Source organism: Streptomyces sp. NPDC088252, assembly GCF_044740965.1.
Lineage (GTDB): Bacteria > Actinomycetota > Actinomycetes > Streptomycetales > Streptomycetaceae > Streptomyces.
Genome location: NZ_JBIURS010000004.1, coordinates 273,627 through 299,162, shown reverse-complemented (window position 1 = coordinate 299,162; position 25,536 = coordinate 273,627). Strand labels below are relative to the sequence as shown.

28 protein-coding genes are annotated in these 25,536 nt (G+C 69.6%); 24 read left to right on the top strand and 4 right to left on the bottom strand.

Annotated features, from left to right (window positions below; all coding sequences use genetic code 11):
• Positions 1 to 49 precede the first annotated feature (49 nt).
• From ACIOHC_RS11015 to ACIOHC_RS10935, 17 genes are all read left to right on the top strand, one after another.
• Positions 50 to 898: a cupin gene (locus ACIOHC_RS11015; protein ID WP_401842419.1), complete on the top strand. Its 849-nt coding sequence runs from the start codon at positions 50 to 52 to the stop codon at positions 896 to 898.
• Between the two features lie 5 nt (positions 899 to 903).
• Positions 904 to 1,434 carry a hypothetical protein gene (locus ACIOHC_RS11010; RefSeq protein WP_401842417.1) on the top strand — a complete coding sequence of 177 codons (531 nt, stop codon included), beginning with the start codon at positions 904 to 906 and terminating at the stop codon, positions 1,432 to 1,434.
• Between the two features lie 3 nt (positions 1,435 to 1,437).
• Positions 1,438 to 7,023 (top strand): hypothetical protein, encoded by a 5,586-nt coding sequence (locus ACIOHC_RS11005; RefSeq protein ID WP_401842415.1) that lies wholly within the window; start codon positions 1,438 to 1,440, stop codon positions 7,021 to 7,023.
• Between the two features lie 35 nt (positions 7,024 to 7,058).
• Complete coding sequence (locus ACIOHC_RS11000) at positions 7,059 to 7,685, top strand: hypothetical protein (protein ID WP_401842413.1); 627 nt, start codon at positions 7,059 to 7,061, stop codon at positions 7,683 to 7,685.
• Positions 7,685 to 8,347: a hypothetical protein gene (locus ACIOHC_RS10995; RefSeq protein WP_401842411.1), complete on the top strand. Its 663-nt coding sequence runs from the start codon at positions 7,685 to 7,687 to the stop codon at positions 8,345 to 8,347. Before ACIOHC_RS11000 ends, ACIOHC_RS10995 begins: the two co-directional genes overlap by 1 nt.
• Positions 8,348 to 8,358: 11 nt before the next feature.
• Positions 8,359 to 8,583 (top strand): hypothetical protein, encoded by a 225-nt coding sequence (locus ACIOHC_RS10990; RefSeq protein WP_401842409.1) that lies wholly within the window; start codon positions 8,359 to 8,361, stop codon positions 8,581 to 8,583.
• Between the two features lie 328 nt (positions 8,584 to 8,911).
• A complete protein-coding gene (locus ACIOHC_RS10985) occupies positions 8,912 to 9,493 on the top strand; it encodes a hypothetical protein (RefSeq protein WP_401842407.1) in 582 nt (193 codons plus the stop codon).
• Positions 9,493 to 10,203 (top strand): hypothetical protein, encoded by a 711-nt coding sequence (locus ACIOHC_RS10980; protein ID WP_401842405.1) that lies wholly within the window; start codon positions 9,493 to 9,495, stop codon positions 10,201 to 10,203. The genes ACIOHC_RS10985 and ACIOHC_RS10980 overlap by 1 nt, the downstream gene beginning before the upstream one ends.
• A 59-nt stretch (positions 10,204 to 10,262) precedes the next feature.
• Positions 10,263 to 11,012, top strand: a complete 750-nt coding sequence (locus ACIOHC_RS10975) for a hypothetical protein (RefSeq protein WP_401842404.1) — start codon at positions 10,263 to 10,265, stop codon at positions 11,010 to 11,012.
• Positions 11,003 to 11,590 carry a hypothetical protein gene (locus tag ACIOHC_RS10970; protein ID WP_401842402.1) on the top strand — a complete coding sequence of 196 codons (588 nt, stop codon included), beginning with the start codon at positions 11,003 to 11,005 and terminating at the stop codon, positions 11,588 to 11,590. Before ACIOHC_RS10975 ends, ACIOHC_RS10970 begins: the two co-directional genes overlap by 10 nt.
• Positions 11,587 to 11,964, top strand: a complete 378-nt coding sequence (locus ACIOHC_RS10965; RefSeq protein ID WP_401842401.1) for a hypothetical protein — start codon at positions 11,587 to 11,589, stop codon at positions 11,962 to 11,964. The genes ACIOHC_RS10970 and ACIOHC_RS10965 overlap by 4 nt, the downstream gene beginning before the upstream one ends.
• 264 nt (positions 11,965 to 12,228) lie before the next feature.
• Positions 12,229 to 12,651: a hypothetical protein gene (locus ACIOHC_RS10960; protein ID WP_401842399.1), complete on the top strand. Its 423-nt coding sequence runs from the start codon at positions 12,229 to 12,231 to the stop codon at positions 12,649 to 12,651.
• Between the two features lie 5 nt (positions 12,652 to 12,656).
• The gene (locus ACIOHC_RS10955) at positions 12,657 to 12,872 is read left to right on the top strand and encodes a hypothetical protein (protein ID WP_401842398.1); all 216 of its coding nucleotides are present in this window, start codon (positions 12,657 to 12,659) and stop codon (positions 12,870 to 12,872) included.
• Positions 12,873 to 12,962: 90 nt separating this feature from the next.
• The gene (locus tag ACIOHC_RS10950) at positions 12,963 to 17,063 is read left to right on the top strand and encodes a hypothetical protein (protein WP_401842397.1); all 4,101 of its coding nucleotides are present in this window, start codon (positions 12,963 to 12,965) and stop codon (positions 17,061 to 17,063) included.
• Entirely contained in the window at positions 17,063 to 18,496 is a 1,434-nt protein-coding gene (locus ACIOHC_RS10945; protein WP_401842396.1) for a hypothetical protein, read from the top strand. The genes ACIOHC_RS10950 and ACIOHC_RS10945 overlap by 1 nt, the downstream gene beginning before the upstream one ends.
• A 126-nt stretch (positions 18,497 to 18,622) precedes the next feature.
• Positions 18,623 to 19,564, top strand: coding sequence for a hypothetical protein (locus tag ACIOHC_RS10940; protein ID WP_401842395.1), 942 nt, complete (start codon positions 18,623 to 18,625; stop codon positions 19,562 to 19,564).
• Between the two features lie 5 nt (positions 19,565 to 19,569).
• Complete coding sequence (locus ACIOHC_RS10935; RefSeq protein ID WP_401842394.1) at positions 19,570 to 20,016, top strand: hypothetical protein; 447 nt, start codon at positions 19,570 to 19,572, stop codon at positions 20,014 to 20,016.
• 29 nt (positions 20,017 to 20,045) lie between these two features.
• On the opposite strand, the gene ACIOHC_RS10930 is transcribed toward ACIOHC_RS10935, so the two are convergent.
• Positions 20,046 to 20,174, bottom strand: a complete 129-nt coding sequence (locus ACIOHC_RS10930) for a hypothetical protein (RefSeq protein ID WP_401842392.1) — start codon at positions 20,172 to 20,174, stop codon at positions 20,046 to 20,048.
• A gap of 410 nt (positions 20,175 to 20,584) precedes the next feature.
• Here ACIOHC_RS10930 and ACIOHC_RS10925 point away from each other — a divergent pair, with 410 nt between their 5' ends.
• From ACIOHC_RS10925 to ACIOHC_RS10895, 7 genes are all read left to right on the top strand, one after another.
• Entirely contained in the window at positions 20,585 to 21,304 is a 720-nt protein-coding gene (locus ACIOHC_RS10925) for a hypothetical protein (RefSeq protein WP_401842391.1), read from the top strand.
• A 110-nt stretch (positions 21,305 to 21,414) separates the two neighbouring features.
• On the top strand, positions 21,415 to 22,209 hold the full coding sequence (locus tag ACIOHC_RS10920) for a hypothetical protein (RefSeq protein WP_401842389.1): 795 nt from the start codon (positions 21,415 to 21,417) through the stop codon (positions 22,207 to 22,209).
• A 16-nt stretch (positions 22,210 to 22,225) separates the two neighbouring features.
• Positions 22,226 to 22,534 carry a hypothetical protein gene (locus ACIOHC_RS10915; RefSeq protein ID WP_401842387.1) on the top strand — a complete coding sequence of 103 codons (309 nt, stop codon included), beginning with the start codon at positions 22,226 to 22,228 and terminating at the stop codon, positions 22,532 to 22,534.
• Position 22,535: 1 nt separating this feature from the next.
• Positions 22,536 to 22,760 carry a hypothetical protein gene (locus tag ACIOHC_RS10910; protein ID WP_401842386.1) on the top strand — a complete coding sequence of 75 codons (225 nt, stop codon included), beginning with the start codon at positions 22,536 to 22,538 and terminating at the stop codon, positions 22,758 to 22,760.
• Complete coding sequence (locus tag ACIOHC_RS10905; protein WP_401842384.1) at positions 22,760 to 23,638, top strand: N-acetylmuramoyl-L-alanine amidase; 879 nt, start codon at positions 22,760 to 22,762, stop codon at positions 23,636 to 23,638. The genes ACIOHC_RS10910 and ACIOHC_RS10905 overlap by 1 nt, the downstream gene beginning before the upstream one ends.
• Positions 23,638 to 23,877, top strand: a complete 240-nt coding sequence (locus ACIOHC_RS10900) for a holin (protein ID WP_401842382.1) — start codon at positions 23,638 to 23,640, stop codon at positions 23,875 to 23,877. The genes ACIOHC_RS10905 and ACIOHC_RS10900 overlap by 1 nt, the downstream gene beginning before the upstream one ends.
• On the top strand, positions 23,874 to 24,215 hold the full coding sequence (locus tag ACIOHC_RS10895) for a hypothetical protein (RefSeq protein WP_401842381.1): 342 nt from the start codon (positions 23,874 to 23,876) through the stop codon (positions 24,213 to 24,215). Before ACIOHC_RS10900 ends, ACIOHC_RS10895 begins: the two co-directional genes overlap by 4 nt.
• A 122-nt stretch (positions 24,216 to 24,337) precedes the next feature.
• On the opposite strand, the gene ACIOHC_RS10890 is transcribed toward ACIOHC_RS10895, so the two are convergent.
• From ACIOHC_RS10890 to ACIOHC_RS10880, 3 genes are all read right to left on the bottom strand, one after another.
• Positions 24,338 to 24,547, bottom strand: a complete 210-nt coding sequence (locus tag ACIOHC_RS10890) for a hypothetical protein (RefSeq protein ID WP_401842379.1) — start codon at positions 24,545 to 24,547, stop codon at positions 24,338 to 24,340.
• A gap of 26 nt (positions 24,548 to 24,573) precedes the next feature.
• A complete protein-coding gene (locus ACIOHC_RS10885; protein WP_401842377.1) occupies positions 24,574 to 24,906 on the bottom strand; it encodes a DUF6233 domain-containing protein in 333 nt (110 codons plus the stop codon).
• Between the two features lie 215 nt (positions 24,907 to 25,121).
• Positions 25,122 to 25,355, bottom strand: coding sequence for a hypothetical protein (locus ACIOHC_RS10880; RefSeq protein ID WP_401842376.1), 234 nt, complete (start codon positions 25,353 to 25,355; stop codon positions 25,122 to 25,124).
• Positions 25,356 to 25,536: the final 181 nt, after the last annotated feature.

Sequence of the window (25,536 nt, the reverse complement as noted above, 5' to 3'; positions counted from 1 at the left end):
GCATCCCCGGGGCCAGCCACCCCCTTCATCACGTACACGGAGGTGGGCGATGCCGCCCGCAGGTCTGAGCAAGGCCGTCCAGGCCATCCCGGGCGAGCCGCTTCCCCATGGCATCCTCGGCGGCTGCGCCACTGTGCAGGACGTGCAAGACCCCCACGAACTCATGGGCGTTGAGTGGCTGGCTCTCGGCTGCTGCCCGGTACTCGACTGGCAGGACCCCTGCCTCACGGATGAGTCCCCCGGCGACGAGAGCCCCGGAGCACCGCAGGAGAAGGAGTTCTGCCGCCCCCAGACGGAGCACGCCGAACCGTTCACCGTTTACGCCGGTTCCGAATGCTCCGCACTCGGCTGGGCGTACACGGAAGCACGGGCCCAGGCAGAGGCATCCCTTGAGCTGGGAGAGCAAGCCGCGATCGAAGCCGGATTCATGCGGCTGAAGCTCACACGGGACGCCGTCGACCTGACCCCGCCCGAAGGGCCATTGTCGATCGCCCAGGGCGTCGCCGTCCTGGAGGGCTGCCTCGCCGAGTCGTACGGCGGCATCGGCACCCTCCACGTCCCCGCCGGCGCGGCTGCGCTCCTGGGGTGCTGCAACCTCGTACGGGAAGACCCGGCAACCGGGAACCTACGCACGCTCGCCGGGAACTGCGTAGTCATCGGGGCGGGTTACTCGGCGATGAACGCCGGCCCGGGTGGAATTCCTGCGGAACCGGGTACGGCGTGGCTGTACATCACCGGCCCGCTCCTCATCCGCCGCGGCCCGGTCGACGTGATCCCGGACCGGCCCGGACCGTCCGTGAATATCCGCAACAACGACCGTCAGGTCCTCGCTGAGAAGACGGTCGTCGTCGCCACTACTTGTACCGTCTGCGCGGTTCAGATCCGAGTCTGCGAATGAACGACATGATCCGAATCCGGCCCGCCCACGGGCGCCGCACCGACTTCGCGCGGTGGGCAGTCGCCCAGCGGCCCAAGGTCGACACCGTTTCCGTGTACGAGTTCGGCGTACCTGCCCGCCTGTTCGTCGAGATGCCGGAGGACATCCTGACCGGCGCCCTGGTCGACGGCCACCGGTACGTATCCCCGGACGAGGACGCGGCCGAGGGCAGGCCAGCACCTGGCGCCGAGCTGCTGGGCGTCGCCGCGCCCGACCTGGCGACCGTTGCGGCCTTCGAGGCCCAGCAGCTGGGCGAGCAGGAGGCCGTAGTGGGCGGGGCTCTCCCGGAGGTCCCCGCGTCCGCGTACGGCCCCGACAGCGTCCCGCTCGCCCCCGCCGAAACCGAGGACCCCACCACCTTTACCGACCCCGCAGGCAGCGGCGCAGGGGACGACAACGGGCAGGACGGCCCACTGCCCTGCCCTGACTGTTCCCGCACCTTCACCACCGCGCGCGGCCGGGACAGCCACCGCCGCCAGATCCACCCGGAGGCCTGAGCCGTGGCCGTTGAGCCGATTCCCTGCGCCGCGCCCGAGCCCGAGCCGCCGACCCCGCCCTGCTGCTCCCCGGGGATCGCCTCCACCGGCCTGTGCCTCGCCGACGGCACACCCATCTCCGTGCTGGCCGTTTCGGCGTGCGGGGACTGCGGTGCCGACGCCGCCGCCCCGGAGGTCTCCGGGTGGCTGAACCTGCTCACCGGCGTGTTCACCGAGGGCGCGCCCCCGCCGGGGACAGAGGCATGTCTCGGCCAGCCCCAGCAGTTCGAGGTAGGCCAGTGGTGCGACCTGGACGCGGACGGCGAGGTCATCGCCCCCGTCCTGGTGGAGTACGAGTACGGCGACACCGGACAGTTGACCGGCGTCCGCACCCTCACCCCGGGCGGCGACCCGTACACCGTGGTCGGGACGCTGGGCCTCTGCCCCGGGGCCGTCGATGACATTGAGTACCTGGTCCTGTGCGACACCCTGCCGGACGGCACCACCGTGGAGTTCCTGCGCGGTTTGACCCCCAACGGGGACGGGACGAGCACCGCGTACGACGTCACCCTCGACGGCACCACCGCGTACACGCCGGTCGGCAAGGTCGGCCGATGCGTCAAGACGTGCCGGGACTGCACCACGCAGGTCCTGTGTGACACCGACGTCATGCCCCCGGCCACCATCGCCGGGACGGCCGCGTCCGGGACGCTGTCCAACGGCGTCGCCTGGACGGCGACGGGCCCCTCGGCGTTCCCGCCGAACCAGCAGGGCGACGGCGCGGCATGGTGGGGCCTGGCACTCTTCCCCAACCCGTCCCTGCCGGTCACCAAGTTTGCGTTCGACCAGCCCATCACGGCTGAGTTCAGCGTCCTGATGGTCCACTCGACCGGCACCGGGGCCAAGGAGAACACGGCCCAACTCCCGGCCGGGGCACAGCCCCTCAGCCTGCCGCCCGGCTACACCTACGACCGGGCCACCAGCATCCTGAGCGTGGACGCCACCCTCACGGACTGCGCCCCTCTCACCGCCCCTGCCCGTGCGAACAGCGCCCGCTTCCGCGTCACCGGAGTGTCATCCTTCGCGCTCCAGTACCTGGGCACGAAGAACGTCCTCACCGCTTGCGCGCGGATCGGTAACTGGCTGTTCGGCGCCGTAGACGTCTCCCTGGGCGGGCAGTTCCTCCGCACGGTGTGCCGGGACTGCTCCGGCACCACCACCACCGTCACGGACACCCTCTTGGACGGCCTCACCCCGTACACCCCGGCCGGCACGGTCGGCGTGTGCCAACCGCCCGAGGCCGAGCCGTGCGCATCCACGGTGTCGACGCTGCGCCTGTGCGACCTCAACCCAGACGTGGAGCCGACCGAAGACGGGAAGCGCTGCGCCGTGCCGTTCCTCCGGCACCTCGTACACGACTGCGCGGGTGCGCTCATTGAGAGCCGCGACACGGAGATGGACGGCACGACGCCGTACACGCCGGTCAAGGTCGTCGATTGCGGAAGCGGCGGCGTCCCCGCCCTGTCCGAGCTCCTGTGGCCGCAGACCGGCATTGCCGAGGACCCCGCCGGGGTGGCGCGGCAGGACTTCATTTACACCGTCACCAATCCGGAGACCAGCGAGGTCGCCCGGGTCAAACTGCACGCGAGCAGCGCCGCGCCCGGTGGGTGCGGCACGTACGACCCGGCGAACCCCGTCTTCAACAACCCGACGACGTACACGCTCACCCTGGACGAGGCAGCCCAGGAGATGAGTACATTCCGTCTCGATCTTCTGGATTTCGACACGTTCGAGGGCGTCACAGGGCTCAACCCGATCCCGTCCCGCGTCGAGGGCGACGTCACCTGGAACGGGTCGACGATCAGGTCGAACCAGAACAACATCACCGCCTACGTCTACTTCGACAACCCGCCCGCACAGATCAGCTACCGGTACGGCAACACCGGCGGCGGACGGGCGTGCACCTCTGTCCGCTTCCAGGGCATGACGCTTGTGCCGGACGGCTGCTGTGGCTGTGGCAGCAGCGGCAACACAGAGCCGTGCCGCGACACCTCCAGCACGCTCCTGTGTGACACCGCAGCCACCGACCTGATCACAGTGTTCGACCCTGCGAACCGGCCCAGTTCGGACGGCTGGGAAGTGGTCTCGTTCACCGGGGCCAACCCGGGCGCGGGACCAGAAACAGCCATGCCGTACCCGGCCCCGTACGGCACACCCATGGGGTATCCGTCGCTCGGCGCACGCGCCGACCAGAACGCGGGCTCCAGCGGCGCCCAGTGGCCCGGCTACGACGCCGCCCCGGTGCACTGGGTCCTCCGCAAGACCTTCCAGGCCCCGGAGAACGGCGTAGCGGTCGCCCAGTCCGTGGGTTTCCGGGGCGACGGTGGCGCCCGCGTCCGGATCAACGGCGTCGACGCCGGCATGTACGGGCAGTGGAACCAGCCCGCCACCTCCGGCACCGCACAGATCCCGGTCACCGCAGGACCGAACACGGTCGAGATCGAGGTACGCGACACCAACGGCATCAACAACGTCGTCGGCCGCCTCGACATCGCGCTCCCGCACACCACCCAGTTCATGCGCCGTCAGACCGTCGACTGCGAGACCGGCGACGTCATCGCCACACACGACACCACACTCGACGGTGACCCGTACACCGTTACCGGCGAGGTCGGGCAGTGCGAGACCCTGTCCGAGTGCTGCGAGCAGGCCCCGCCGGAGCAGCGGGTGGACGTCGAAACTGAACTCCTGTGTATCCGCGACGAGGCAAGCGGCAACGTCCTCGGTCAGGTCGTGGTCGAGCGGGTCTACGACAACCAGACCGGCGACCGCCTGGAGCAGCGCCTCACCGATCCGACCACGGGCGACCCGGTGGAGCTGCCGACCGGGGCTGTCCTGGCGCGCTGCCCGTCCCCGGACCGCATCACCCGGCAGATCTGCGTTGTGAGGTCCGGGACGACGGAGTTCCTGACCAACGCCGGTAACGCGACGTCGGGGCAGGATGTTGCCTGGCAGTGGGCGCCGAACCTCTCCGGTACCTGGTACCCGATGTACGAGGTCGCCCCCAACGCTCTGTGGACGGTCACCGACCCCGCGCCGAATCCGGCGCATTGGGTGTCCCCGCACGCGAACAAGGGCGTCTGCTCCCCGAACCCGGCCGCGGCCCCGCACGTGAGCGCGACCTGGTACACCCGCGCCTCGTGGAACCTGCCGACGGACGTCGACCCGGAGACGATCCGGATCGCCGCGACGGTCCTCAACGCGGACAACGACGTCGTGCAGTGGCGGCTCAACGATGGTGAGTGGCAGCCCGTGGCTGGCGGCCAGTTCGGCCCACCGGCCTGGAGCTTCCCGCCAACCGCCGTTCCTGGTGGCCGGGCTGGGCAGAACGAGGTCATCGTCCAGATCCTGGAGACACAGCCACCGTCCTCGGTGCCGTGCCCGAACAACAACCAGGCCGGGATGATCCTCCACGTCGCGGCGACGTACGACCACGAGCCGCGCGTCTGGACGCAGGTCGTCGAGGACGGCCGGGTCTACTACCTCGACGAGACCGGCACCCGGCAGGAGAAGATCCCCGACGGCGACCGCATCGTCGCGTGCGGTGGAGGAGGCGGCGGGGAGTGCTGCCCGCAGCCCGAGTGCCGGAATGCCTCCACGCTCCTGCTGTGCGACGTTCCGGCAGACGGCGAGCCCGACCCCACGGTCACGGACACCGCGCCCGGCCCGTACTACCCGTATCCGACCGGCCTGGCCATGGCGGGTGCACAAACGCTATGGGATGGCAGCGCCCTCACCATCCCGCCGGGCACCGGACCGCAGCCCGGAACGACCGGCACCGTGCGCACCCTGGCCGCGAAGGTCCAGGCCCCGCGCCCGGCGTGCGACACCGGGACAGCTCACGTGACTGTGTCGGTCGACGCCGCACAGCTCGGCCCGGACACCGGATGCGCCATCACCGGCGCCGTGCGCCTCTTCAACGGCACGAAGCCGGTCGCTACCGTCCTCCCGCCCAATGACGCCAAGGTCGGCTGGTCAGGCACGCTCACTGTGGAGGCGGACGTCCCGGCCGCCGACCTGGCCGCCGGGAACCTCGTCTTCTTCGTGGCGCTCGACACCTACGACGACTCGCCGCAGGCATGCCCCGGCAGCCCGCGTAAATCGTCGTGGAAGCTCTCCGGGCTCACTGCGGCCGTCGTCTACGAACAGACCGACTGCGCCACACAGATCCTCCGTACCGTCACGGTGGACTGCGAGACGGGCGCCGTCCTCACCGTCACGGACACCACCCTGGGCGGCGACCCGTACACGGTCACCGGAGAGGTCGGCGAGTGCACGACCGGCGGCGGCGACTGCTGCCCGGCGGAGGAGTGCCGCGACACGAGCACGGTCCTGCTGTGCGACTCGACGGGAGGCCCCCCAGCGCTGGACCCGGCCGCAGTCTCTGTGCGGGCAGCCGCGCCCCCGGTCGCGGCCATGACGGCGAAGTACCCCAATCACCGGTGGCAAGACGCTGATGCGACGGCCGTCCAAGCCGTCGTTGACGGCAAGGCGGCGTCCTGGGGAAACACGGCCGGGCTTGATAACTGGACCCGGCCGGACTGGTTCGTGTGGGGCGGCTTCGGATTCTCCCTGGCCGGTAGCCCGCAGTGCGGCACCTGGGACGATGCGGGTGACGTAGTGCTGACCATGCGAGTCAAGGTCATCAATAAGGGGCCGCACCCGGGAGTTGACGCGGATGGCGTTTTCGCCGTTTTCAACGGCACGACCTGGATCGGCGCCAAGAGCGTACAAAATTCCCTTCCCGTAGGCGCTTCGAGCACGCTGACGCTCGATCCGGTTACGGTTGCGGTAGCCGACCTGCCGAACGTGGTGGCCGTGCTGGCCCTGGAACTCAAGCAGGGCAACTCAGAGAAGACATGGACCGTCCAGGAGTTCACCTACTCCCTTGCCCCGGTCCCTGACAGCGGCACAGCCGTGCCCGGGTGCGAACAAACGCAGTTCCTGCGGACCCTGGTGACGGACTGCACTGGTGAGATCGTCAGCACGTCGGACACCACCCTGGACGGCAAGCCGTACGAGGTGGGCGGCGAAGTCGGCCAGTGCACCCCGGCCAGCGGCGGCGGGACCACGCAGCCGGAGCCCTGCCAGGCCACCAGCGTCCTCGAATCGTGCCGGTGCGACGACACCGACGGTGACGGCGTCGCGGACACCGACTACGTCGAGCTCCTGGCCGTCGACTGCGAAGGCGCTCTCACCTCGATCGGTACGTACACGCCGGACCTGTCCGCCCCCTACACCCCGGTCGCACCCATGCCGTGCGAGACGGAAGGCGCACCCACGGCCACGGGTGTACAGGCGCGCCGCGTCGAACTCGCCGCGGGCGAGGCGTGGAACGCCGCGGCCTGGCCGACGCTCCAGTCCGTCACGGCGGTCGCCCGAGGCACCGGCACGATCACCACCGCCGACGGCACCTCCAGCCTCGTGGCAGGGGAAAGCGTCACCTGGTCCGTGGCCCGGGATGATGACGCACTGCTCACCGGCCCACTCACGATCACCGCCGACACCGGCACGGTCGCCGTGTCCTTCACGACAGGGGCGACCCTCTGATGGGCGGGTGCTGCTGCCAGGCAGGCAGTACGCGGGTGTACCGGACCGACCCCACCGTCGACCCGGCCCCGTGCAACGCCCTCGCCCTCACGGCGGCCGGGCTCCTCGCACCGCGCACAGAGGTGGCCGGCATCGCGCCAGGCGGAGCAGTCGGGACGGAGCGGTCGGTCGACATCGACGTGACCGCCCCGGCTGACGGGACGTGCCCGCAGGCGTGGCAGGTCGGTGCTCGTCTCACTCCGGTGACCGGACAGGCATCCGGCACCACGGGCCTTCAGGAGTCCCCCTACGACACGTGGGTGCCGGTTCCCGGGGCGCAGCTGACGCTGCCGGAGCCAGGCGTCTACGAACTGGTCGCCGACGTGCAGGGCGGCGTGATCATGGTGGGCAGTGTCTCCAACTCGATCATCCAAGCCCGGCTCTTCGACGTCACCACCAGTGCAGCGGTTCCGCTCAGTACGCGGAGCATCTTCCTCTTCGCTGCCACGCCTGCCGACGGTGTCACACACACCCTCCACGGCAACGCCTCAGCAGCGGCGCTCTACCGGGTGGCGGCGCCCGCAACGATTCGAGTCGAGGCGCTGAAACACGTCGACAGCGGAACCACGACTTCTGAGGCCGTCTGGGCCTTGAACTTCCGATTCAAGAAGGTTTCCGACTGATGGCTGGTACCGACGGCGGCCTGCTGGCGCCACCCGCCGACCCCCTGGAGATCGGTTGCGGCCTCCAGGGCGAGGGCACCACAGCGTCGCCACTGGCTGCGTTCCCGATCGCAGGAGCGCAGCCGTGGGCGGATGACTGGGACTGTGACGCGGCGGCAAACTCCACGCTGAAGTGCGACCCGGGCACGGGCGCACTGTGGACGCCGCCCGAGCACACATCGGCCGCGGTCACGATCCAGCAGAATCACCCGCTCGGCACTCCCACACTCGGTCCCACCGCAGGGTTCATCCTCGTCGACTCGACCGCCTGGTCTGAGGGCGTCTATCAGGCCGACTCCCTGACCACCTGCCGCGGCATTTCCTTCAGTACGGAGTTCACCGGGCACCTCGAAGCGACGTGGACGGCCAGCAGCGTCTTCGATGTCGGCTACGCGGTGCAGGTCAACGGCGGCGCCCTGGCCGTACGGGTCATGCACAGCAGGCTTCAGGCCGGTGGTGTGGCCGGGCATGAGCGGTGGACCTTCGCGACGGCACAGGCGACCGTCCTCGCCCCGCACACCGGCTACACGGTCCGCGTCTACCCGGCGATCAACGTCACGGCCGGGAGCGTGACGCTGAACCAGTGGATCACCGACACCCACATGATCGCCATCACCCGTTGAGGAGTCCGACCATGCGCTACTACCTTTCCGACAACGGCGGTTGGCTGACCGTCAGCGGCGACGATGTGTTCGGCTCCGTGCCCGACGGCTACCGCGAGGTCACCGAGGCGGAGTTCAACGCGGCGGCCGGGACGATCACCGTGGCCCTGCCCCAGGAGCAGCCCGGCCGGGACGAGCCCGGCGCCGGGAAGGCTCCGGTCGAGGTGCCTGCCATCGGCGACCAGCCCGCTGCCTGATCTGCGCCGTGCCGTCGGCCATTCCCGGCGGCACCGCGCGCTGTACCCGCAGGTGGACGCCTGCCGGATCCCCGACGTCCTTCCCTGCCCCGGGAGCCAGCCGGAGGCCGTAGTCCGGCTCGGGGGCGCCTGACCCCCGCGCGGCTATGCTGGTGACGATGCCGCTGGTTCTGGGCCGGGCCAACCAACTCTGTTGGAGGCCAGCCCCGTGCCAGCACCTCTCATCTCAAACGCAGCCACGGTCCGCGTCACCCGCGTCGACGGGTGTGGCCGTCCTGTCTGCGGTGACGATTCCTCGTTCGTCACCGAGTGCTTCGCGAGCGTCCAGATGGCCGCGAACATTGAGGAGGGCGACGACATCACGTTCAAGGCCGCCAACGGCCGTCAGTGCGGGTTCAAGAAGGGTTGCCCGACCCTCAACGGCTACGACATCACGTTCACGTTCTTCGCGGCGTCACCGGAGCTGATCGAGATCATGACCGGCAGCCCCGTGTACTTCGACTACGACGGCAAGCCGATCGGGTTCGACTCCTGCTCGATCCCCTGCAAGTCCGGCTTCGCCATGGAGGTGTGGACGGACGTCCTCGGCGAAGACGTATGTGAAGAAGAGGCCGCGGATGGGGCCTGGCTGTACTTCCTGCTGCCCTGGGTGAGCAACGGGATCATCGGAGATCTGGAGCTTGCAAACGAGGCCGTGAACCTGGAACTGACCGGTTCGACCCGGGCGGGCGGGAAGTGGGGTGTCGGCCCGTACGACGTCCAGGCCCAGGACGCCGCCGGAGCCCCCGGCCCGATGCTCACCCCGCTCGAATCCTCCTGCCACCGCAGGACGTTCATCACGTCCATCGCTCCGCCGGAGCCGTCTACCACGTACATCCCCTTGGCGGGCGACTACTGCAAGGCGTCCTGATGGCGGTGCACGACATCGTCGTGCCGGTGCGGGAGGGCGCCGCCAACACCCAGCTGCGGTATGCGCTGCGGTCGTGGGCGGCGAACCTCCCGCACCGGAGGGTATGGCTCATCGGGTACCGGCCCGCGTGGGTCGCCGACGTCGAGCACCTGCCCACTCGGCAGTCGGGCACGAAGTACCAGAACACCACGGTCGCCATGCGTGCGGCATGCGAGCACCCGGACGTCACGGACAGGTTCTTGCTGTGCAATGACGACTTCTTCGTCATGCAGGCGCAGGAGTCCATGCCGGTGCTGCACCGCGGACCCGTGCGCGAGGTGGAGAGGTACTACGAGACCCGCAACAGCGGGAAGTATTTGCGTGGGATGCAGGAGACCCGGGCGCTCCTCGAAAGCCTGGGGCACTCGGATCCGCTGTCGTACGAGCTGCACGTACCACTGCTCGTCGACAAGGCCGGCATGCTCGACGCCCTCGACGCGGGGCAGCGGCTCGATGTCGTGCACAAGCGGACCCTGTACGGGAACCTGGCCGGGCTCGGCGGTGACCGGATCGACGACGTCAAGGTGCTGACCCGGTCGCCCAGGTTCCCGGCCGAATCGCCGTACCTGTCGACGATGCCGGACAGCTTCGCTCACGGCCGGGTCGGCTGGTTCATCCGCGGCCAGTTCCACGAGCCATGCCGGTACGAGGCCCGGGGGCGGCACCGATGACCATCGGAACGGTTTGTGATCCATGGCCCGTTGACCTGTGCTGCGACGTCCCCGAGGACATGCCCGAGGACCAGGTGCAGCGCTGGGCACTGGTCGCCTCCCAACTCCTGTGGGCGCTCTCCGGACGCAGATGGGGGCCGTCCTGCCCCGTCACCGTCCGGCCCTGCCGCAAAGCGTGCCTCGACTCCTACTCGGCCTCGTTCCCTACCGGTGTGCAGAGCAGCGGGGGGTGGATTCCGTACCTCGGCGCGGATGGGCAGTGGCGCAACGCGAGCATCTGCGGCTGTACCTCGGACTGCTCGTGCGGTGAGCTCTGCGAGATCCGCCTCGACGGCCCGGTGTACGACATCGTGTCGGTCCAGGACGGCGAGGACGTCCTGGTGCCGGAGGCGTACCGGGTCGACTCCCCGAACGTGCTGGTCCGTACGGACGGCGAGTGCTGGCCGACGTGCCAGGACATGGCCGCCCCCTGCGGCACCCCCGGCACCCTCTGCGTCACGTACAGGACCGGCCTCCCCCTGGACGCTGCGGCGATCGCAGCGGTGTCAGAACTGACCTGCCACCTCATGAAGGGCTGCACCGGAGGCGGCGGTTCGTGCGGGTGCAAGGCCAACCCGAACATCACCCGCATGACCAGGCAGGGCGTCCAGTGGGAGAAAGCCGACCCGACGCTCATCTACTCCGAAGGCCGAACCGGCCTCCCGCTCGCTGACGCCTGGCTGTTCGCGGTAAACCCCTATCGTCAGGCAAGCGCATCCAGGGTCTACAGTCCCGATTTCCGACGCCCGAGGGTGCAGCAATGGCCCTGAGTCCTCTCGCGCTCCATGACCTCACTGAAGCTGTCCTCGGCTGCGTGTGCGCCGCCCTGGAAGCGACAGCCGAAGAGGTCGACGATCAGCCCGGGTGCCCAGATTGCCGGGCCTGCGTCGTACCCGGACAGGCCGCATGGGACTCCTGCGCCGACCCGTGCACCGGGGACGCCGGCGGGCAACTCTCGGTGAACGTGGCCCGCATCTACCCGAGCACTGTGTTTCCCGCCGAGGACCGCGAGGTTCGCGGCGTCCGGCACTGTGCCCCGCCAGCCACCACGGCCGTGGAACTGGTCATCACCCTGCTGCGGTGCGCCCCAGGACCGGACGTCAACGGCTGCCCCCCGGCGTGTGAGGAACTGGCGGCGGCGGCCCGGGTCCTGCACGTGGACGCGGTCACCGTGTACAACGCGCTGCTGTGCTGCCTGCCTGGCACGTCGGCCAGGCGCAGAGGCCGGAAGTTCGTCCTCGGCGCACAGCGCACCATCGGGCCCGAGGGCGGGTGCGTCGGTATCGAGCAGCGGGTCACGGTCGCCCTGCCTGGGTGCGCGCCGTGCCCGGGAGAGGAGGCGTCGTGAGTGTGGAAGTCCGGATCGATCAGGGCCGGATCGCCCGCATGCTGCGGATGCGGGGCGGCCGGGCCGAACGGAAGCTCCGGGAACGGACAGAGCGGGTCGCGACGATCGCCGAACGCGAGGCGCCGGGCTCCATGGGCCGCTACATCTCCTGGAAGGTGGTACCCGGTCCGGGCGGCCTGCAGGGCGTCATCGTGTGCGACCATCCGGCCGTCCGTTACGTTCTTGACGGGACCCGGCCGCACGTCATCCGCCCGCGCCGGGCGCAGGCCCTGCGGTTCACTGTCGGCGGCCGGGTCGTGTATGCCGCGTACGCCCGGCATCCTGGCACCCGCCCGAACAACTTCCTCGCGCGTGCCCTGCGCGAGGGACGCTGACCTCGTCCCTGCCTGGTCGGCCGCTCGTGACTGCTGCTGTGCGGCTCCCCACCAGGTTTCAGCTTGCCGCGATTCCTGTTGCTCGTTGACGAAAGGCTGGCAAATTGGCGGGGCCTCCACGCTGCTGGCTACGGGCCGAGCGGGAAACGAGACGACGGCCTCGCGTCCGCCTCGGGGGAGCGGGGCCGTTTCCTGTCTGCGGCTACCCTCGTGGTACGCCGCTGGTTTTGGGCCGGGCGTTGGCACGAAGCTGTAGGAGCCCTCATGGCCAAGGCATCTTTCGCCCTGAACGCCGAGCCCCACGTTGCCGAGATCGGCGATGATCTGGTCTTGGAATTCCGCCCGGAGATCATGGGCGACGAGTTCCTGGACGCGTACGAGAAGGTCCGCGAGGCGGCGGAGGCCACGGATGGCCAGGACACGAGCACGGCAGCCGTACGTGAGGCCAACCACGCGGTTCGGGCCTTCCTTGCGCGGATGATGCTCCCCGAGTCGGCCGAGCGGTTCGCGGAGGTGCAGTTGCCGACGCGGATCATTGGCGAGCTGCTGGAGTGGACGATGACGATCTACGGGGGAGGCCGCCCTTCTGGGTCGTCGAGCGGCTCTGCCACAGCATCGCCGCCGCGTGGGACTCGTGGGACGGGCAGCTCGCGCTCCAAGGCGTCGACCTCCACGCGTGGACGCTGAGGCGGATGCTGAACGCCGCTGAGACGGCGATCGAGCAGACGGCGGAGGACGATGCCGAGCGGCAGCGGATCCGGGCGAAGCTGTACGCGCCGCCGCCCGGTGCCTGCCGTGAAGTGCGGCGCCCGGCCCCAGGGGCGGGTATGTCGCGGGCGCAAGCGCAGTCGCTCGCGGCGCAGCTGGCGGCGGAGGATGCCAGGCTCTCCGGGGGGCGCAGCGGATAGTCTGGACGCGCGGCCGTCCTCCCCGCAGGGGGCGGCCGGCATAGCCGCTGGTTCTGGGCCGGGCAGCCATCACACGTGTGAGGTTGCCCGATGGGTGAGGACGAGGACTACGGATCCGCCCGGATCCGGATCGTCCTGGACGATTCCGGCGCGGTCGCTGATGCACGCGACCTCGGTATCCGCATTCAGCGAGCCCTGGACCGGGCGACCCGCGGCCTGGGTGCTGAGATCCGTCGCAATATCCAGCATGGTTTGGATGCGGCAGCCGTCACCGTCCGCGTGGAGCCGGACCTGGACCGTTTCCATGCCCGGATCCGGGATGAACTTCACTCCACGGCGAGCCTGTCCATTCCGGTCACGCCGGACCTGACCGGATTCATGGAGCGCGTCCGCGCCATGCTCGCCGGTGAGGAGGTGCCGGTCCGGGTCGTCCCGGACTTCGGCGACTTCGACGCCCGGGTGAGGGCGCACCGGGCGCCGGACGTCACGGTCCACGTCAACACCGACGTCGACAGCGACCGGTTCGCGCGGGCGCTCAGTGGGCTGGGGGGTGTTGCGGGTCGGGTCGGTGGCGCTCTGACTGGTCTGTTGAAGCTCGGCGCGATCGGTATCGCGGCGGCCAGTGCCGCGCAGTCGGTCGGCGGGCTGGTGGCCGCCCTGGCCCCGGCAGCGGGGATCGTCGCCGCGTTCCCTGCTGCGATCGCCGGTGGTGTTGTCGCGATCAACACGCTGAAATTGGCGTTGCTCGGCGTGGGCGATGCCCTGGGGGCAGCGTTCAGCGGGGACGCCGAGAAGTTCCAGGAGGCCCTGGACGCGCTCGCCCCGGCGGCACAGAAAGCTGTCCTGGCGGTCAAGGAGCTGGCCCCGGACCTGAAGGCGGTTCAGCAGGCCGTCCAGCAGTCGTTCTTCAAGCAGTTCGCCGGCGACGTCTCCGGGGCGGTCACCAACCTGCTGCCCCTGCGGACGGGGCTGCAGGGAGTCGCGGCCGAGTTCGGCAAGGCTGCCAGCGAGGGTCTGAAGTTCGCCGCGTCGGGGCAGGCACTCGCCCCGCTTCAGGCGATCATCAAGGGCACTCAGAGCGCCGCCTCTGGGCTCCAGGTCGCAATCGCCCCGATCGCGAAGGGGTTTCTGGACATCGCCGCGGCGGTCCTGACCGCGTTCGGTCCCGGGCTCGGCGCTTCGATCGGCCAGGCCGGTGCACAGCTCGGGACCTGGCTGTCGACTCTCGCGGCATCCGGCAAGGCCGTTGAGGCGGTAAGCGGCGCCGTCGCAGTTTTCAAGCAGCTCGGGGCGATCGCCGCGAACGTCGGCTCGATCATCAGCGGCATGTTCCGTGCGGCCGACGGGGCCGGGGGCGGGCTGCTCAACAACCTCCAGACGATCACGGGGTCCTTCCGCGAGTTCGTCAACAGTGCCAAGGGCCAGGAGGCCATCGGGAACGTCTTCGGGACGGTCGCGTCGATCGCTGCTCAGCTCGGGCCGATCCTCTCGGCCCTGGTCACGCAGATCGGGGCCATTGCACCCGCCCTTGCGCCGGTGTTCGTCGCGCTGGGCCCGGCCCTGGTGGGGCTCATCAACGCACTGGGGCCCGCGCTCGCCGCCATCGGGCCGAGTCTGGCCGGTGTGGGCACGGCCCTCGCCGACACGTTCGCGACGCTGGGCCCGGCACTGGGGCCGGTCGGAGCGGCGGTCGGTTCGATCATCACCGCACTCACCCCGCTCCTGCCGTTGGTCGGGCAGATCGCGGCGGTGCTCCTCGGCGCGCTCGCCCCCGCGTTCCAGCAGCTCGCTACCGCGCTGGGGCCACTCATCTCACAGCTGGCCGGTGCACTGGCCCCGGTGATCACGCAGTTGGGCAGTCTGCTGAGCGCCGTTCTGGGGGCGGCGTTGCAGGCGGTCATTCCGCTCCTGGGGCCGCTGGTCGGGCTGGTGTCCAGTCTCCTGGCCGCCGTGTCCCCGCTGATCCCCGTACTGACCCAGGTCGCTGCCGCGCTGGGGGCCGCGCTCGGGTCTGCGGCGCAGGCGCTCGCCCCGCTGCTGGCGTCCGTGGGGCAGGCTGCGACGACGCTGGTTGCTGCGCTCGCCCCGCTGGTCGGGCAAATCCTCACCGCGCTCCTGCCGATCCTCCCGCCGATCATCGACGCGTTCAACGCGTTGGTCGCGGCGCTGGTGCCGCTGCTCCCGCCGATCGCTGAGCTTGTCGCGGCGCTGGTGCCGATCGTGTCCCTGCTCGTCAGCCTTGCCGCGCCCATTCTGAAGATCGCCGCCTCTTTCGCGTCGTGGCTGATCATCAAGACGGTGGTGCCGGTCCTCACGCTCGTGGTGACCGCGCTGACCGGCCTCGCGTCCGCGCTGACGTCGGTGATCACGTTCATCACGAACCTGCCGAGTCTGATCATGTCCGGGCTGTCGGCTCTCGGCGCTATGGTCGCGACCGCCTTCAATGGCATCGTCACGTTCTTCACCGGGCTGCCGGGGCTGATCCTTTCGGCGCTTCAGGCGTTGCCGGGCCTGCTGAGCAGCTTCTTCCAATCGGCGCTGACCGGCCTCGGGACCGTGATCGGCACCGCGATCGGTGTGGTCATTCTGCTGTTCCAGCGGGCGCCGGGAATGATCTTGAATGCTCTGTCGTCGCTCGGGTCGACGCTCGCCGGGGTGTTCACCTCGGCGTGGAACTCCGCGAAGTCTGCGGTGTCGGCAGGTATCTCGGCCGTCATCTCGTTCCTCGCGCAGTTGCCGGGCCGGGCGGCGTCGGCCATCTCGTCGATGCCGGGCCGGATCGCGTCCGTGATGCGCTCGGCCGGCTCCTCGGCCCTCGGCGCGGCGCGGTCTTTCGGCACGCAGCTGGTGTCGTTCTTCACCGGGCTGCCGGGCAGGATCAGGGGTGCACTGTCAGGGGCGGCGTCGGCACTGGTGGGGGCTGGCCGTCAGCTTGTGCAGGGCCTCATCAACGGTGTGAAGGCCATGGCCGGTCAGGTGGCGTCGGCCGCGAAATCCGTTGTGAGTTCGGCGATCAAGGCAGCGAAAGACGTCCTGAAGATCCACTCGCCGTCTCGGGTTTTCGTCGAGATCGGTAAGAACACCGGGAAGGGCTTCATCGTCGGCCTGACCGGGACGGCGTCGCAGATCAAGCAGACCACCGACAAGATTGCCCGCGAGATCACGCAGGCGTTCAAGGGCCAGAACACGCGGGTCGACGACCGGCTCGTGACCATGGTCAAGGACGGCAACGCGAAGCTGCAGAAGCTGGCGACGCAACGCGACAAGCTGGCCCAGCGGATCGCCGACGCCCAGAAGTTCGCCACCGATACGAAGAACGCCGCACTGTCGGCGTTCTCGTTGCAGAACCTCACCCAGGGCGCCGAGAACCTGACCGGCGCCTCCATCATCAATGGGCTGAAAGACGCTGTGGCGCAGGTCAAGGCGTTCTCGTCGCAGATTGACACGCTGCGGAAGAAGGGCCTGCGCAAGGACCTGCTGGAGCAGGTCATCCAGATGGGCCCGCAGGCCGGTGCGGAGATCGCCCGCACGCTGTCCCGGCAGTCCGCTGCCTCGCTGAAGGAGATCAACCAGCTTCAGGGCCAGCTGGTGGGGGCGTCCGACCAGCTCGGCAAGCTTGCCGCGAATGCCCTGTACGACGCCGGGAAGGAAGCCGGGCGCGGCCTCCTCGCGGGCCTCAAGGGGCAGAAGAAGGACATCGAGCAGTTGATGCTCGACATCGCGAAGGGCATGCAGCGCTCGATCCGTACCGCGCTGCGCATCAAGTCACCGTCCCGTGTGTTCGCTGAGATCGGTGATCAGACCGGGGCCGGGCTCCAGGTCGGTCTGACCAACCGTATCTCCGTGCTGGAGAAGGCCGCGCGGGCAGCGGCCAGGGCCGTCGTCGACACCGTCAGCGGCCAGTTCGCGGTGCTGCCCGGCCGTATCGGCTCCTCGCTGAGCGGCATCAGCGACGTCAGGACCCCGGTCATTGCCCCGCTCACGAGGTCCCAGCGTCTCCGGCAGCAGGCCGAACAAGGCGGCCTCATGGCCTCCGTGGTCGCGCCCCGGAACGCGGCCCCGCAGCCGGCCCCCGTGCAGGCGGCCGGTGCTTCCATCACGAACCACTGGACGATCCACGAGGCGGGCGATGCCCACATGACAGCCAGGCGCGTACTCACCCGCATGACGCTCGCCGCCGGGGTGGTGTGATGTTCACCGACTACATGAACCTCGGCGGCGTTGAGATCTTCAACTCCGCCCGCCTGGAGGCATACCTGTCGAGTGTCGGGTCTCCGCTCGACAGCGTCGGGAACTGCGGGTGCCCGACCTTCACGGCCGAGCACGTCGGCGATGAGCCGTACAGCACCCCGTGGGACGACGAGGCGCCATGGTGGGACGAGGACGTCCCCGAGTCTGCCGACTTCGCCGGCATGCTCGTCCTGTCCGTCGAAGGGATGGACGACCATCCGGTCAAACGGTCGGTGACAGCCTCGGTGACCGGCGGGGCCGCCCTGGGCGCGCCGCGCGTGCAGCCGCGCACCATCACCGTCACCGCGGTACTCCTCGGCGTGACGTGCTGCGGCGTCGCCTACGGGCTGCGGTGGCTGGCACAGGCCTTGTCCGGGTGCGGGGGCGGGTGCGGCGGAGACTGCCTGACCGTGTACAACTGCTGCCCGCCCGAGAACGAGGACCCGGACAGTTTCGCGGCACGGCACCGGCGGACACTGCGCCGCGTCGCGCTGGTCGACGGGCCGCGCGTCATCGACCGCAACGGTGACGGCTGCACCGGCAGCGGCGCGTGCCAGAGCGGCGCGGACATCCTCACCGTGGAGTTCGTTCTGACTGCGGGCACGCCGTGGTTGTGGGCGGATCCGGTGCCGGTCATCACCGCCCCGCTGCGGGGCGACGACGGCGAGTGCATCACCTGGTGCATTCACGGAGGCCCGTCCGTACCACTGCCGCCGGTATGCATCGAGCCCGGGGACGCCAGTTGCGCCCCCGGCACCGTGGCGGTGGAGCTCGTCGACACGGCGGCGTGCGAGGTGGTGTGGCCGGCGAACGAGCCGGTACGCGACCCGTGTGCCGCGACGTGCCGTCTGGCCGCGTGCCCGGACCCGCAGGCGCTGTGTGATGACCCGACGTGCCGCACCCCGACACCACCACGGCTCCCCCCGCCGGAGACGTGCTTCCGCCACGCCCTGGCCGTGAACACGGAGACGTACGAACTGGACCTGTCGACGTGGCCGCGGTGGTTCGGGGCGGTCCCGGTCATCGAGGTCAGTGCCGGGAGCAGCGACCTGCGCCGTGCCACCGTCACGATCTACGAACGCACCCTGGAACACGAGGGCCTGTCCTGCGAGGAGGTTGTGGACCTGGAGCGCTGCAACCCGCACAGCACGTACGAGATCGGGTTCGTGGCGGCCGGTGGGACGATGACGCTGGACGGACAGGTCGGTAGAGCGACCGTGGAATGCCTGGGCCGGTGCGAGGGGACGACGGACGCGTACGGGCGCGACGGCGGCCCGCTCGCCTTCCCTCTGCTGACCTGTGACCGGTACTGCGTGGAGATCGCGGTGGATGCGATCTTCACCCCGGCCGCCGATGCGACGGTGACGGTGTCCCTGAGTGGCCGGGAGTACTGACCGTACACTCGCCGTGCTGCTGCTGGTTTTGGGCCGGGCACCACCCACACTGGGGAGGCTGCTGTGCCTGCTGGCTGCTCATCTCACACGGCGCAGATCATCGACCGCGACGGGGCCGTGGTCGCCGTGGCTGACGTGCTGCTGGACGTCGAGTGGTCCCGCGTCCTGGACGATGTCTCTACCGCCCGGGTGCTCGTGGCCCCGGATGCGGACTGCTGCGCGGCCCTGTCCCGTGTCCGGTCGTGGCGGCACAAGCTCGCGATCTACCGGGACACTCAACCGGTGTGGGAGGGGCCGATCACCGCACCGGAGTGGACGGCTGACGGGGTGCAGGTCAGCGCGGTCGACATCCTCGGGTGGGTCGACCGCCGTACCCCGCACAACGACCAGACTTTCGTGGACCGCGAGCTGGCCGAGATCGCCGAGTGGCTGATCGATGACGCGTTCCAGCCGGACGACCCCGGGCACAGTGTGCAGATCATCGGCCCGTCCCGCATCCGCGGTGACAGGGCCTATCAGGCCGATGTCGGGCAGAGCGGCGACCACTTGCGGGACCTGGCCGCCACCGGCATCGACTTCACCGTGCTCGGGCAGCAGATCCTGATCCTCCCCGAAGACCACTACGCCCGCGTCGGGTCGCTGACGGACGACGATTTCGCGTCCGAGCTCGTCGTCGCGGAGGACGGCCTGGCGCTCGCCACCCGGTGGGTGATCCACGGCAAGGACGGAGTGCGGGGCGAGGCCGGCGGTGTCCACCCTTACTACGGGCTGATCGAGCGCGTTGCGGAGGAGTCGTCGATCCTCGACGACGCGTCGGCAGAAGCCGCAGCCAGGAGCCGCCTGGCCGCGTCGTCCCCGGCCCCGGTGTTCCTCGACTCCCAGGAAGCCGTCCTGGCGCCGGACAGCAGCGTGGATGTGCCCGCCCTCGTCCCGGGGTGGTGCGTGGACGTCACGACGACCCAGACGTGCCGGGACATCGCGCAGAGCCTGAAGATCGCCATGGTCAAGGTGCACGAAGACGCCGACGGGGAGCGCGTCTCTCTCCAGCTCACCCCGGCAGGGGTGTGAGCCTCGTGGCATTGCGTGGCTCCGCCGCCAGGCGCTCGCCCGACAGTCCTCTCGCCGGTGTCCTCCGGGACCTGGACCGGCGCACGAGGTCGATGGAGCACCAGCCCAATACGGCCCCGGTGCCCGGCCCGCCGGGCCCGCCCGGTGAGCGAGGACCGGAAGGACCGCCAGGCCCGGCCCCGGCCGCCACGGTCGTCGTCACCGACCATGACGGCCGCGCCACCTGGGCACTCGAACCGCCCCTGGCCGAACCGCCCGTCATCAGTGCCATCGCCGTCGCCCCGGTCGGGGGCGAGGACGGGCCGCTGACCGTCACCGCCGAGGAGATCACCGGCACCGCGGTGACGGTGCGGGTCTGGCGCACCCGGCCGGTCCTCGGGCTCGGCCTGCCCCCCGCCGTTCCAGCCGCCGGGGTGGACGTACACCTCACGGCAACACCAATGCCGCTTTAGGGCTTACGGGACAGCTCTTGGGGCAGCGCCTAGTACCACATGTAGAGGTGCCACTTCATGACCCCGTCGGTGCCAGGAAACCGTTCGCAGGTTGCCCACCAGCTGGGGTGCTTGCCTATCCAGTAGCTGGCGGCGTCGTAGCAAGCCTGAGCGGTCATGTGGCTGCTGTAGAAGTGCTTTACCGCGTCCGCGCGCTGGACCTCCACGGGGCTCTTGGTGTTGGCGGCAGAAGCGGAGGGTGCGGAAGCCGCCTGGGCCGGCGCTGCTACGCCACCCAGCGTGATTGCGGTTCCAAGGGCGAGCCCAGCGAGGATATTACGGGTGCGCATGATGTTGCCTTTCGTCGACGTCAACGAGCGGATGTGTGCCTGCTGTTCGTGTTCTTGTCGAACGGAACCAACAGTGCTCGGCCAGCCTTGGGCAAACCTTGGGGCATCCTTGAAACTGCAGATCGCAGTGGCTCTTGGAGGCCAGCGTGGCTTACTCCGGCGGCGAGGGCCTGCCTTAGGCTCGGTGCAGTCGCTGGTTTTGGGCCGGGCTCGTTACTGCAACCCCTTGGGAGGGGATCGTGGCCAGCGTCTGCGCGTGCGGCGAGTACTTCAACGTCGACGAGACCGGTGAGCTGTGCTTGAACCCGGGCACGATGGGACTCCGCAAGGTGGTCCAGTTCGGCACGCCCGGCACGTTCAAGTTCCTGAAGGCGGATTACCCGTGGCTGGCCCGGATCAGGGTCAAGGTCCAGGCCGGCGGGGGCGGGTCGGCCGGGGCCGAGGCGGCGGCGAAGCAGCTGATCGCCCGGCCCGGCGGGAGCGGCGGCGGGTACTCGGAGTCTGTCATCGAGGTGGGGGCTCTGGCCGATGTCGAGTCCGTCGTGGTCGGTGCGGGCGGTGCCGGTGGTCTCGGCAACAACCCCGGCACGGCTGGCGGGGCGTCCTCGTTCGGTGGCGTGGTGACTGCGGTCGGCGGGAATCCCGGCGGTGACGGCATGGTGTCCGACGTCACGAACACCACGTCGAACGGCACGTCGGCGCCGCCGGCCGGGACTGGGCAGATCACTAGCGGTGGCGGTGCCGGTGAAGGAGCGTTGCGCATGGCGATGCGCGGCATGTCCGGCCGTGGCGGGGACTCCTGGATGGGATTCGGCGGGTACGGGCGGACGACGTCCGGGCCCGGCGGCACGTCCCGTGGGCGTGGCGGCGGCGCAGGCGGCGCGTTCAGCTCGGACGGCACGAAGTACGACGGCGGGGTCGGCGGGAACGGCATCGTGATCGTCGAGCTCTACGGGTAGCAGGGTGTCGCGGTTACGCTTGTGGTGCCGCTGGTTGTGGGCCGGGCCATCTCTGACGTTGGAGTGGTCCAGTGGCCCGATGCGGGTGTGGCACAGACCGGTGCTCGTGCGTGATCGTCGCGGGCGACGGCATTCAAGTCGATGGCGCAGGCAGCCCGTCAAATCCCGTCGTGATCACCGCGAAACCGGCCCCGCTCGTCGTCGCTGACAGCAGCTGCATCACCCTGAGCGGCCAGGGCACCACCACGGCCCCGCTCGTCGCGTCGCCGCGCCTGGATTCGAATCCGGCGAACCTGCTGAAGTGCGGCCCGAATGGGCTCGTCGTTTCAGGAGGCACGGGCGGCACGGTGGCCACGGCGTGCGGGCTGACCGGTGACGGGTCGACCGGTGCGCCGCTCACGGCGGCTGTCGGCAAGTGGCCGTTTACGTGTGATCTGGATGTCGAGGGCGGGCGCGTCTACTGCGACAGCACCGGAAAGCTCCGCTCGGAGCCCCGGGGGAAGTTCGCCTTCCTCACCGATAACGCCAGCCAGGCCTTCCTGGCGACACCGGTTCCAACGGGCAGCAATGTTCCGGCCATCACCCCGTCGCTGAAGATCACGAATCCGGACGCGTGCCGTGAAGCACACGTCATCGTGAATGTCGACGTGGATGTCGACTTCACTTTCCCCGCAAATTCGGGCGGCGGCTGCGGGATTGGCCCGGACAACATGACGTATTTCGCGAATCGGGGCAGCAGCACCGCAACGGCTGTGCACACGCAGGTCGCCAAGACGTGGCATCGCGTCATCCCCGCAGGCGGGACGCTCACCGAGCCGTTGCTGATCACTGTGTCCCGCGGGTCTGGCGGCGCGACGTACACCCGCATCCAGTGGGGCATCAACGCTTTCGTTTTCGTCCTCTGAAAGGAAGAGGATCACGGTGGAACACACCTACTACTACCGGCACGACAACGGCTCTTACTCCGTGCGGACCGTGAATTACGAGGGCGCCGAGCCCCCGGAGGGTGCCGTCGAAGTCACCGAGGCCGAGTACAACGAGGGCGTCGCAGCGATCGAGGCGGCGAACGCGGCCAAGGTCGCCGAGGAGGAAGCGGCGGCGCAGGAACAGGCCCGCCAGGACTACGAAGCGCTGATCGCGGCCGGCATCCCGCCGGCGACCGCTGCCCGCATGTCCGGGTACAACCCGCCCCACCCGACCGTGGGCAGCGCGCAGAAGAAGGGACGCTGACGTGCTTACCTCCGACGACCTGACACACCGGTTCACCTATCACCCGCCCGCGACGCCCGAGCGCGCCGCAGCCCACGCCACGATGCGTGGAGCATGCGCGGGGCTCGCCGCGACGATCGCGGACGTGTGCCCCGCCGGGCGGGAACAGGCCCTCGCGATCACCAAACTCGAAGAAGCCATGTTCTGGGCCAACGCAGCGATCGCCCGGACGACGGAGGACGGCTGATGGCGGCCCCGCTGGCCGCCGAGCGGCTGCTCCAGGCGCTGCGGGCTGAAGGCGTCCATGTGGTGGAGGTTGGGAACTGGCGCACCCACAACCGGAACTCGAAGGGGCCGTGGGGTCCGCTCAACGGCAGCATCGTGCATCACACCGTGACCAAGGGCACCGGGTCCACGGTCCGGATCGTCCGAGACGGCTACGCGGACCTGCCAGGCCCGCTGTGCCACGGGATGATCGCGAAGGACGGCCGTGTGCACCTGGTCGGCTGGGGCCGCACCAACCACGCCGGGGGCGGGGATCCGCGCGTCCTGGACCAGGTGATCGCCGAGTCATACAGCACCCGCCCGGCACCGCCCACGAAGGGCAACGCGAACGGAACCGACGGCAACGCCAGGTTCTACGGGTGGGAGTGCGAGAACCTCGGCGACGGCAAGGACCCCTGGCCCAAGGCGCAGTACGACGCGATCGTCCGTGTCCAGGCGGCCCTGTGCCGGGCCCACGGGTGGTCGGCGAAGTCCGTGATCGGCCACCGGGAGTGGAGCGCGGACAAGATCGATCCGCGCGGTATCGACATGCCCCGGCTCCGTGCTGACGTGGCCGAGCGACTCAAGCACCCCGCCAGTTGGAGCCCCAGCGGTTCCGCCCCACCCAAGCAGGAGGACTCCATGGCCGTGAGCGACGCAGACGTGAAGAAGATCGCGGACGCGGTAGTCGAGCGGCTGCTGAGCGCAGACCGTTTCGACGCGCCGAAGGACGCTGCGGACTACAGCGACGACCCGAAGAGTCCTCAGCACTACTGGACGGGCCGATCGGTGTTCGCTGACCTCGTGACGCGGGTCCGTCGGATCGACAAGACCCTGAACGCGGCAAAGAAGGACGGCTGATGGCTGCCTCCGTGTTCACTGCCGCGTTCTGGCTCGCTACCTCGGAGAGGGCTGTACGGACGGCCGCGCAGGCTCTGATCGCGACGCTCGGTCTCGATGCCGCTGGAGTCCTTGATGTCGACTGGGGGCAGGGGCTTTCGCTCGCGGGGAGCGCGGCGCTCCTGGCGGTGCTCACTGCGGTGGCGGCGGGCGGGCCGGAGGGGCCGGGGCTGACCGAGACGGTCAGGAGCCCCGAGTGAGCGAGGGCACTACCGGAGTCGTGGCCGTGGACGTGGCAGTCATCTGGTCGCTGGCGGCTGCCGCTGTGGCGGCAGCCCTTGGCCTGCTGTGGCGCATGACGCGCGGTGTCCGCCGCATCGTCACCCGGGTCGACGAGTTTGTCGACGACTGGAACGGCGTACCTGGCCGGCCTGGCGTTCCGGGCCGCCCTGGTGTGATGGCACGGCTGGATGGGATCGAGGAGCGTCTCGGCTCGGTCGAGCACGAGCTGCACCCCAACAGCGGCAGCTCGCTGCGGGATGCGGTAGACCGTGTGGACGCACGCACCCAACAACTCGCCGCCGATACAGAACCGTAGGCGGCGCCTCTGCCACACTGGCGCTGGCCCCGTCGCATTCCCCCGGTCGACGGGGCCGCCATATGGCACGCGAGAAGGACCGTGCCCCGTTCCGGCTATGGCTCGGACAGGGGGAAGTTTCGTCACGCTGCTTCGTACCGATGCGCCCGCCCGCCGCGCCATTCGATCCAGTGCGGGTCGTCGAGGAGGTCCCAGGCTTCTTCGAGTCCGGCCCGCCTCAGGAACTCGACGAGGTCGCTGTCGTTGCGGGCGAGCCCGACGACCTTTCCCTTGACGGCGACTCTCCGCCCGCCAGTGCGGGACAGACCGTGCACGACTATCGGGGTGCTCACCTCTCCAGGGTGCGTTGGGCTGTCGTTCACAGCACCCCGAGCTCGGTGTCCGGCCGGCAGTGTGCGCAGGCCCGGACGCCGTCCGCGAGGAGGGCGAGGGCCTGGGTCCGGTCGATGGCTCGGTGCCGCTTGCCGATGGCGTGGCACCACCCGGCGTGGACCTCGGTAGGGGGTCGACCTTCGCCGATGCCCAGCTCGACGACCCAGTCGGGTGTCGGAGGTCGTCGCTCCTCGCCCTGCCGTTGCTCGGCCTCTCGCTGCTCTTCGTCGGCGATCCACCGGTCGGTCTGGGCGAGCTGCCGCTCCTGCACTCTCCTGAGGAATCGCAGCATGACCAGGCGCGACGGAGTATCGGACATAAGTTCGATTCTAAGTCTTTCCTGGACCTCCGCGAACTACGCCCGCCCCTGCCACACTGGCCATGGCCCGCCGTGTCACCCCCGTCGCGGCGGGCCGCCCCGGTTGTCGTACCGGCCCAGTACCGTGGGCTCATCCCAATTCGCGCCTTTGGCTGGGCGCAGCTACGAGACCGCCCCTCACCCGGAACAGCGCCTGGGTGCGGGGCGGACGTGCGTCAGATACCTTCCGGCTCCGGATGCAGCACGGCTTTCTTCACGGCCATCTCCAGCTCGACCCGGGACACGTCGGCCGTCTCGGCGTGCTCGGTCACGGCGAGCTGGAACGCGGCAGCCGCCTCACGCCAGGCAGCCCACCCCTGCGCGGTGTAGGGCTCGGCGAGGGCCTTGTGCTGCTCTTCGGCGGCGGACCGCCCAAGCGTGATCAGTTGTTCAGGGATGTTGATTGCCACTGCCGGATCGTATGTCTCGCCGTGGGCTGTCCCGCCTGGTGGGCCCGCGGTGTGATGTGCGTCTCCGAGATGTGCCTCACCTGGGGACATGGCCGCTGCTTTGGTATCTGGACCTTCAAGCCGTTTCCCGTCGTCGGCGATAGGCCGGGAGGCAGGCTGTTGGCCACGGTTGGGTTGCGCG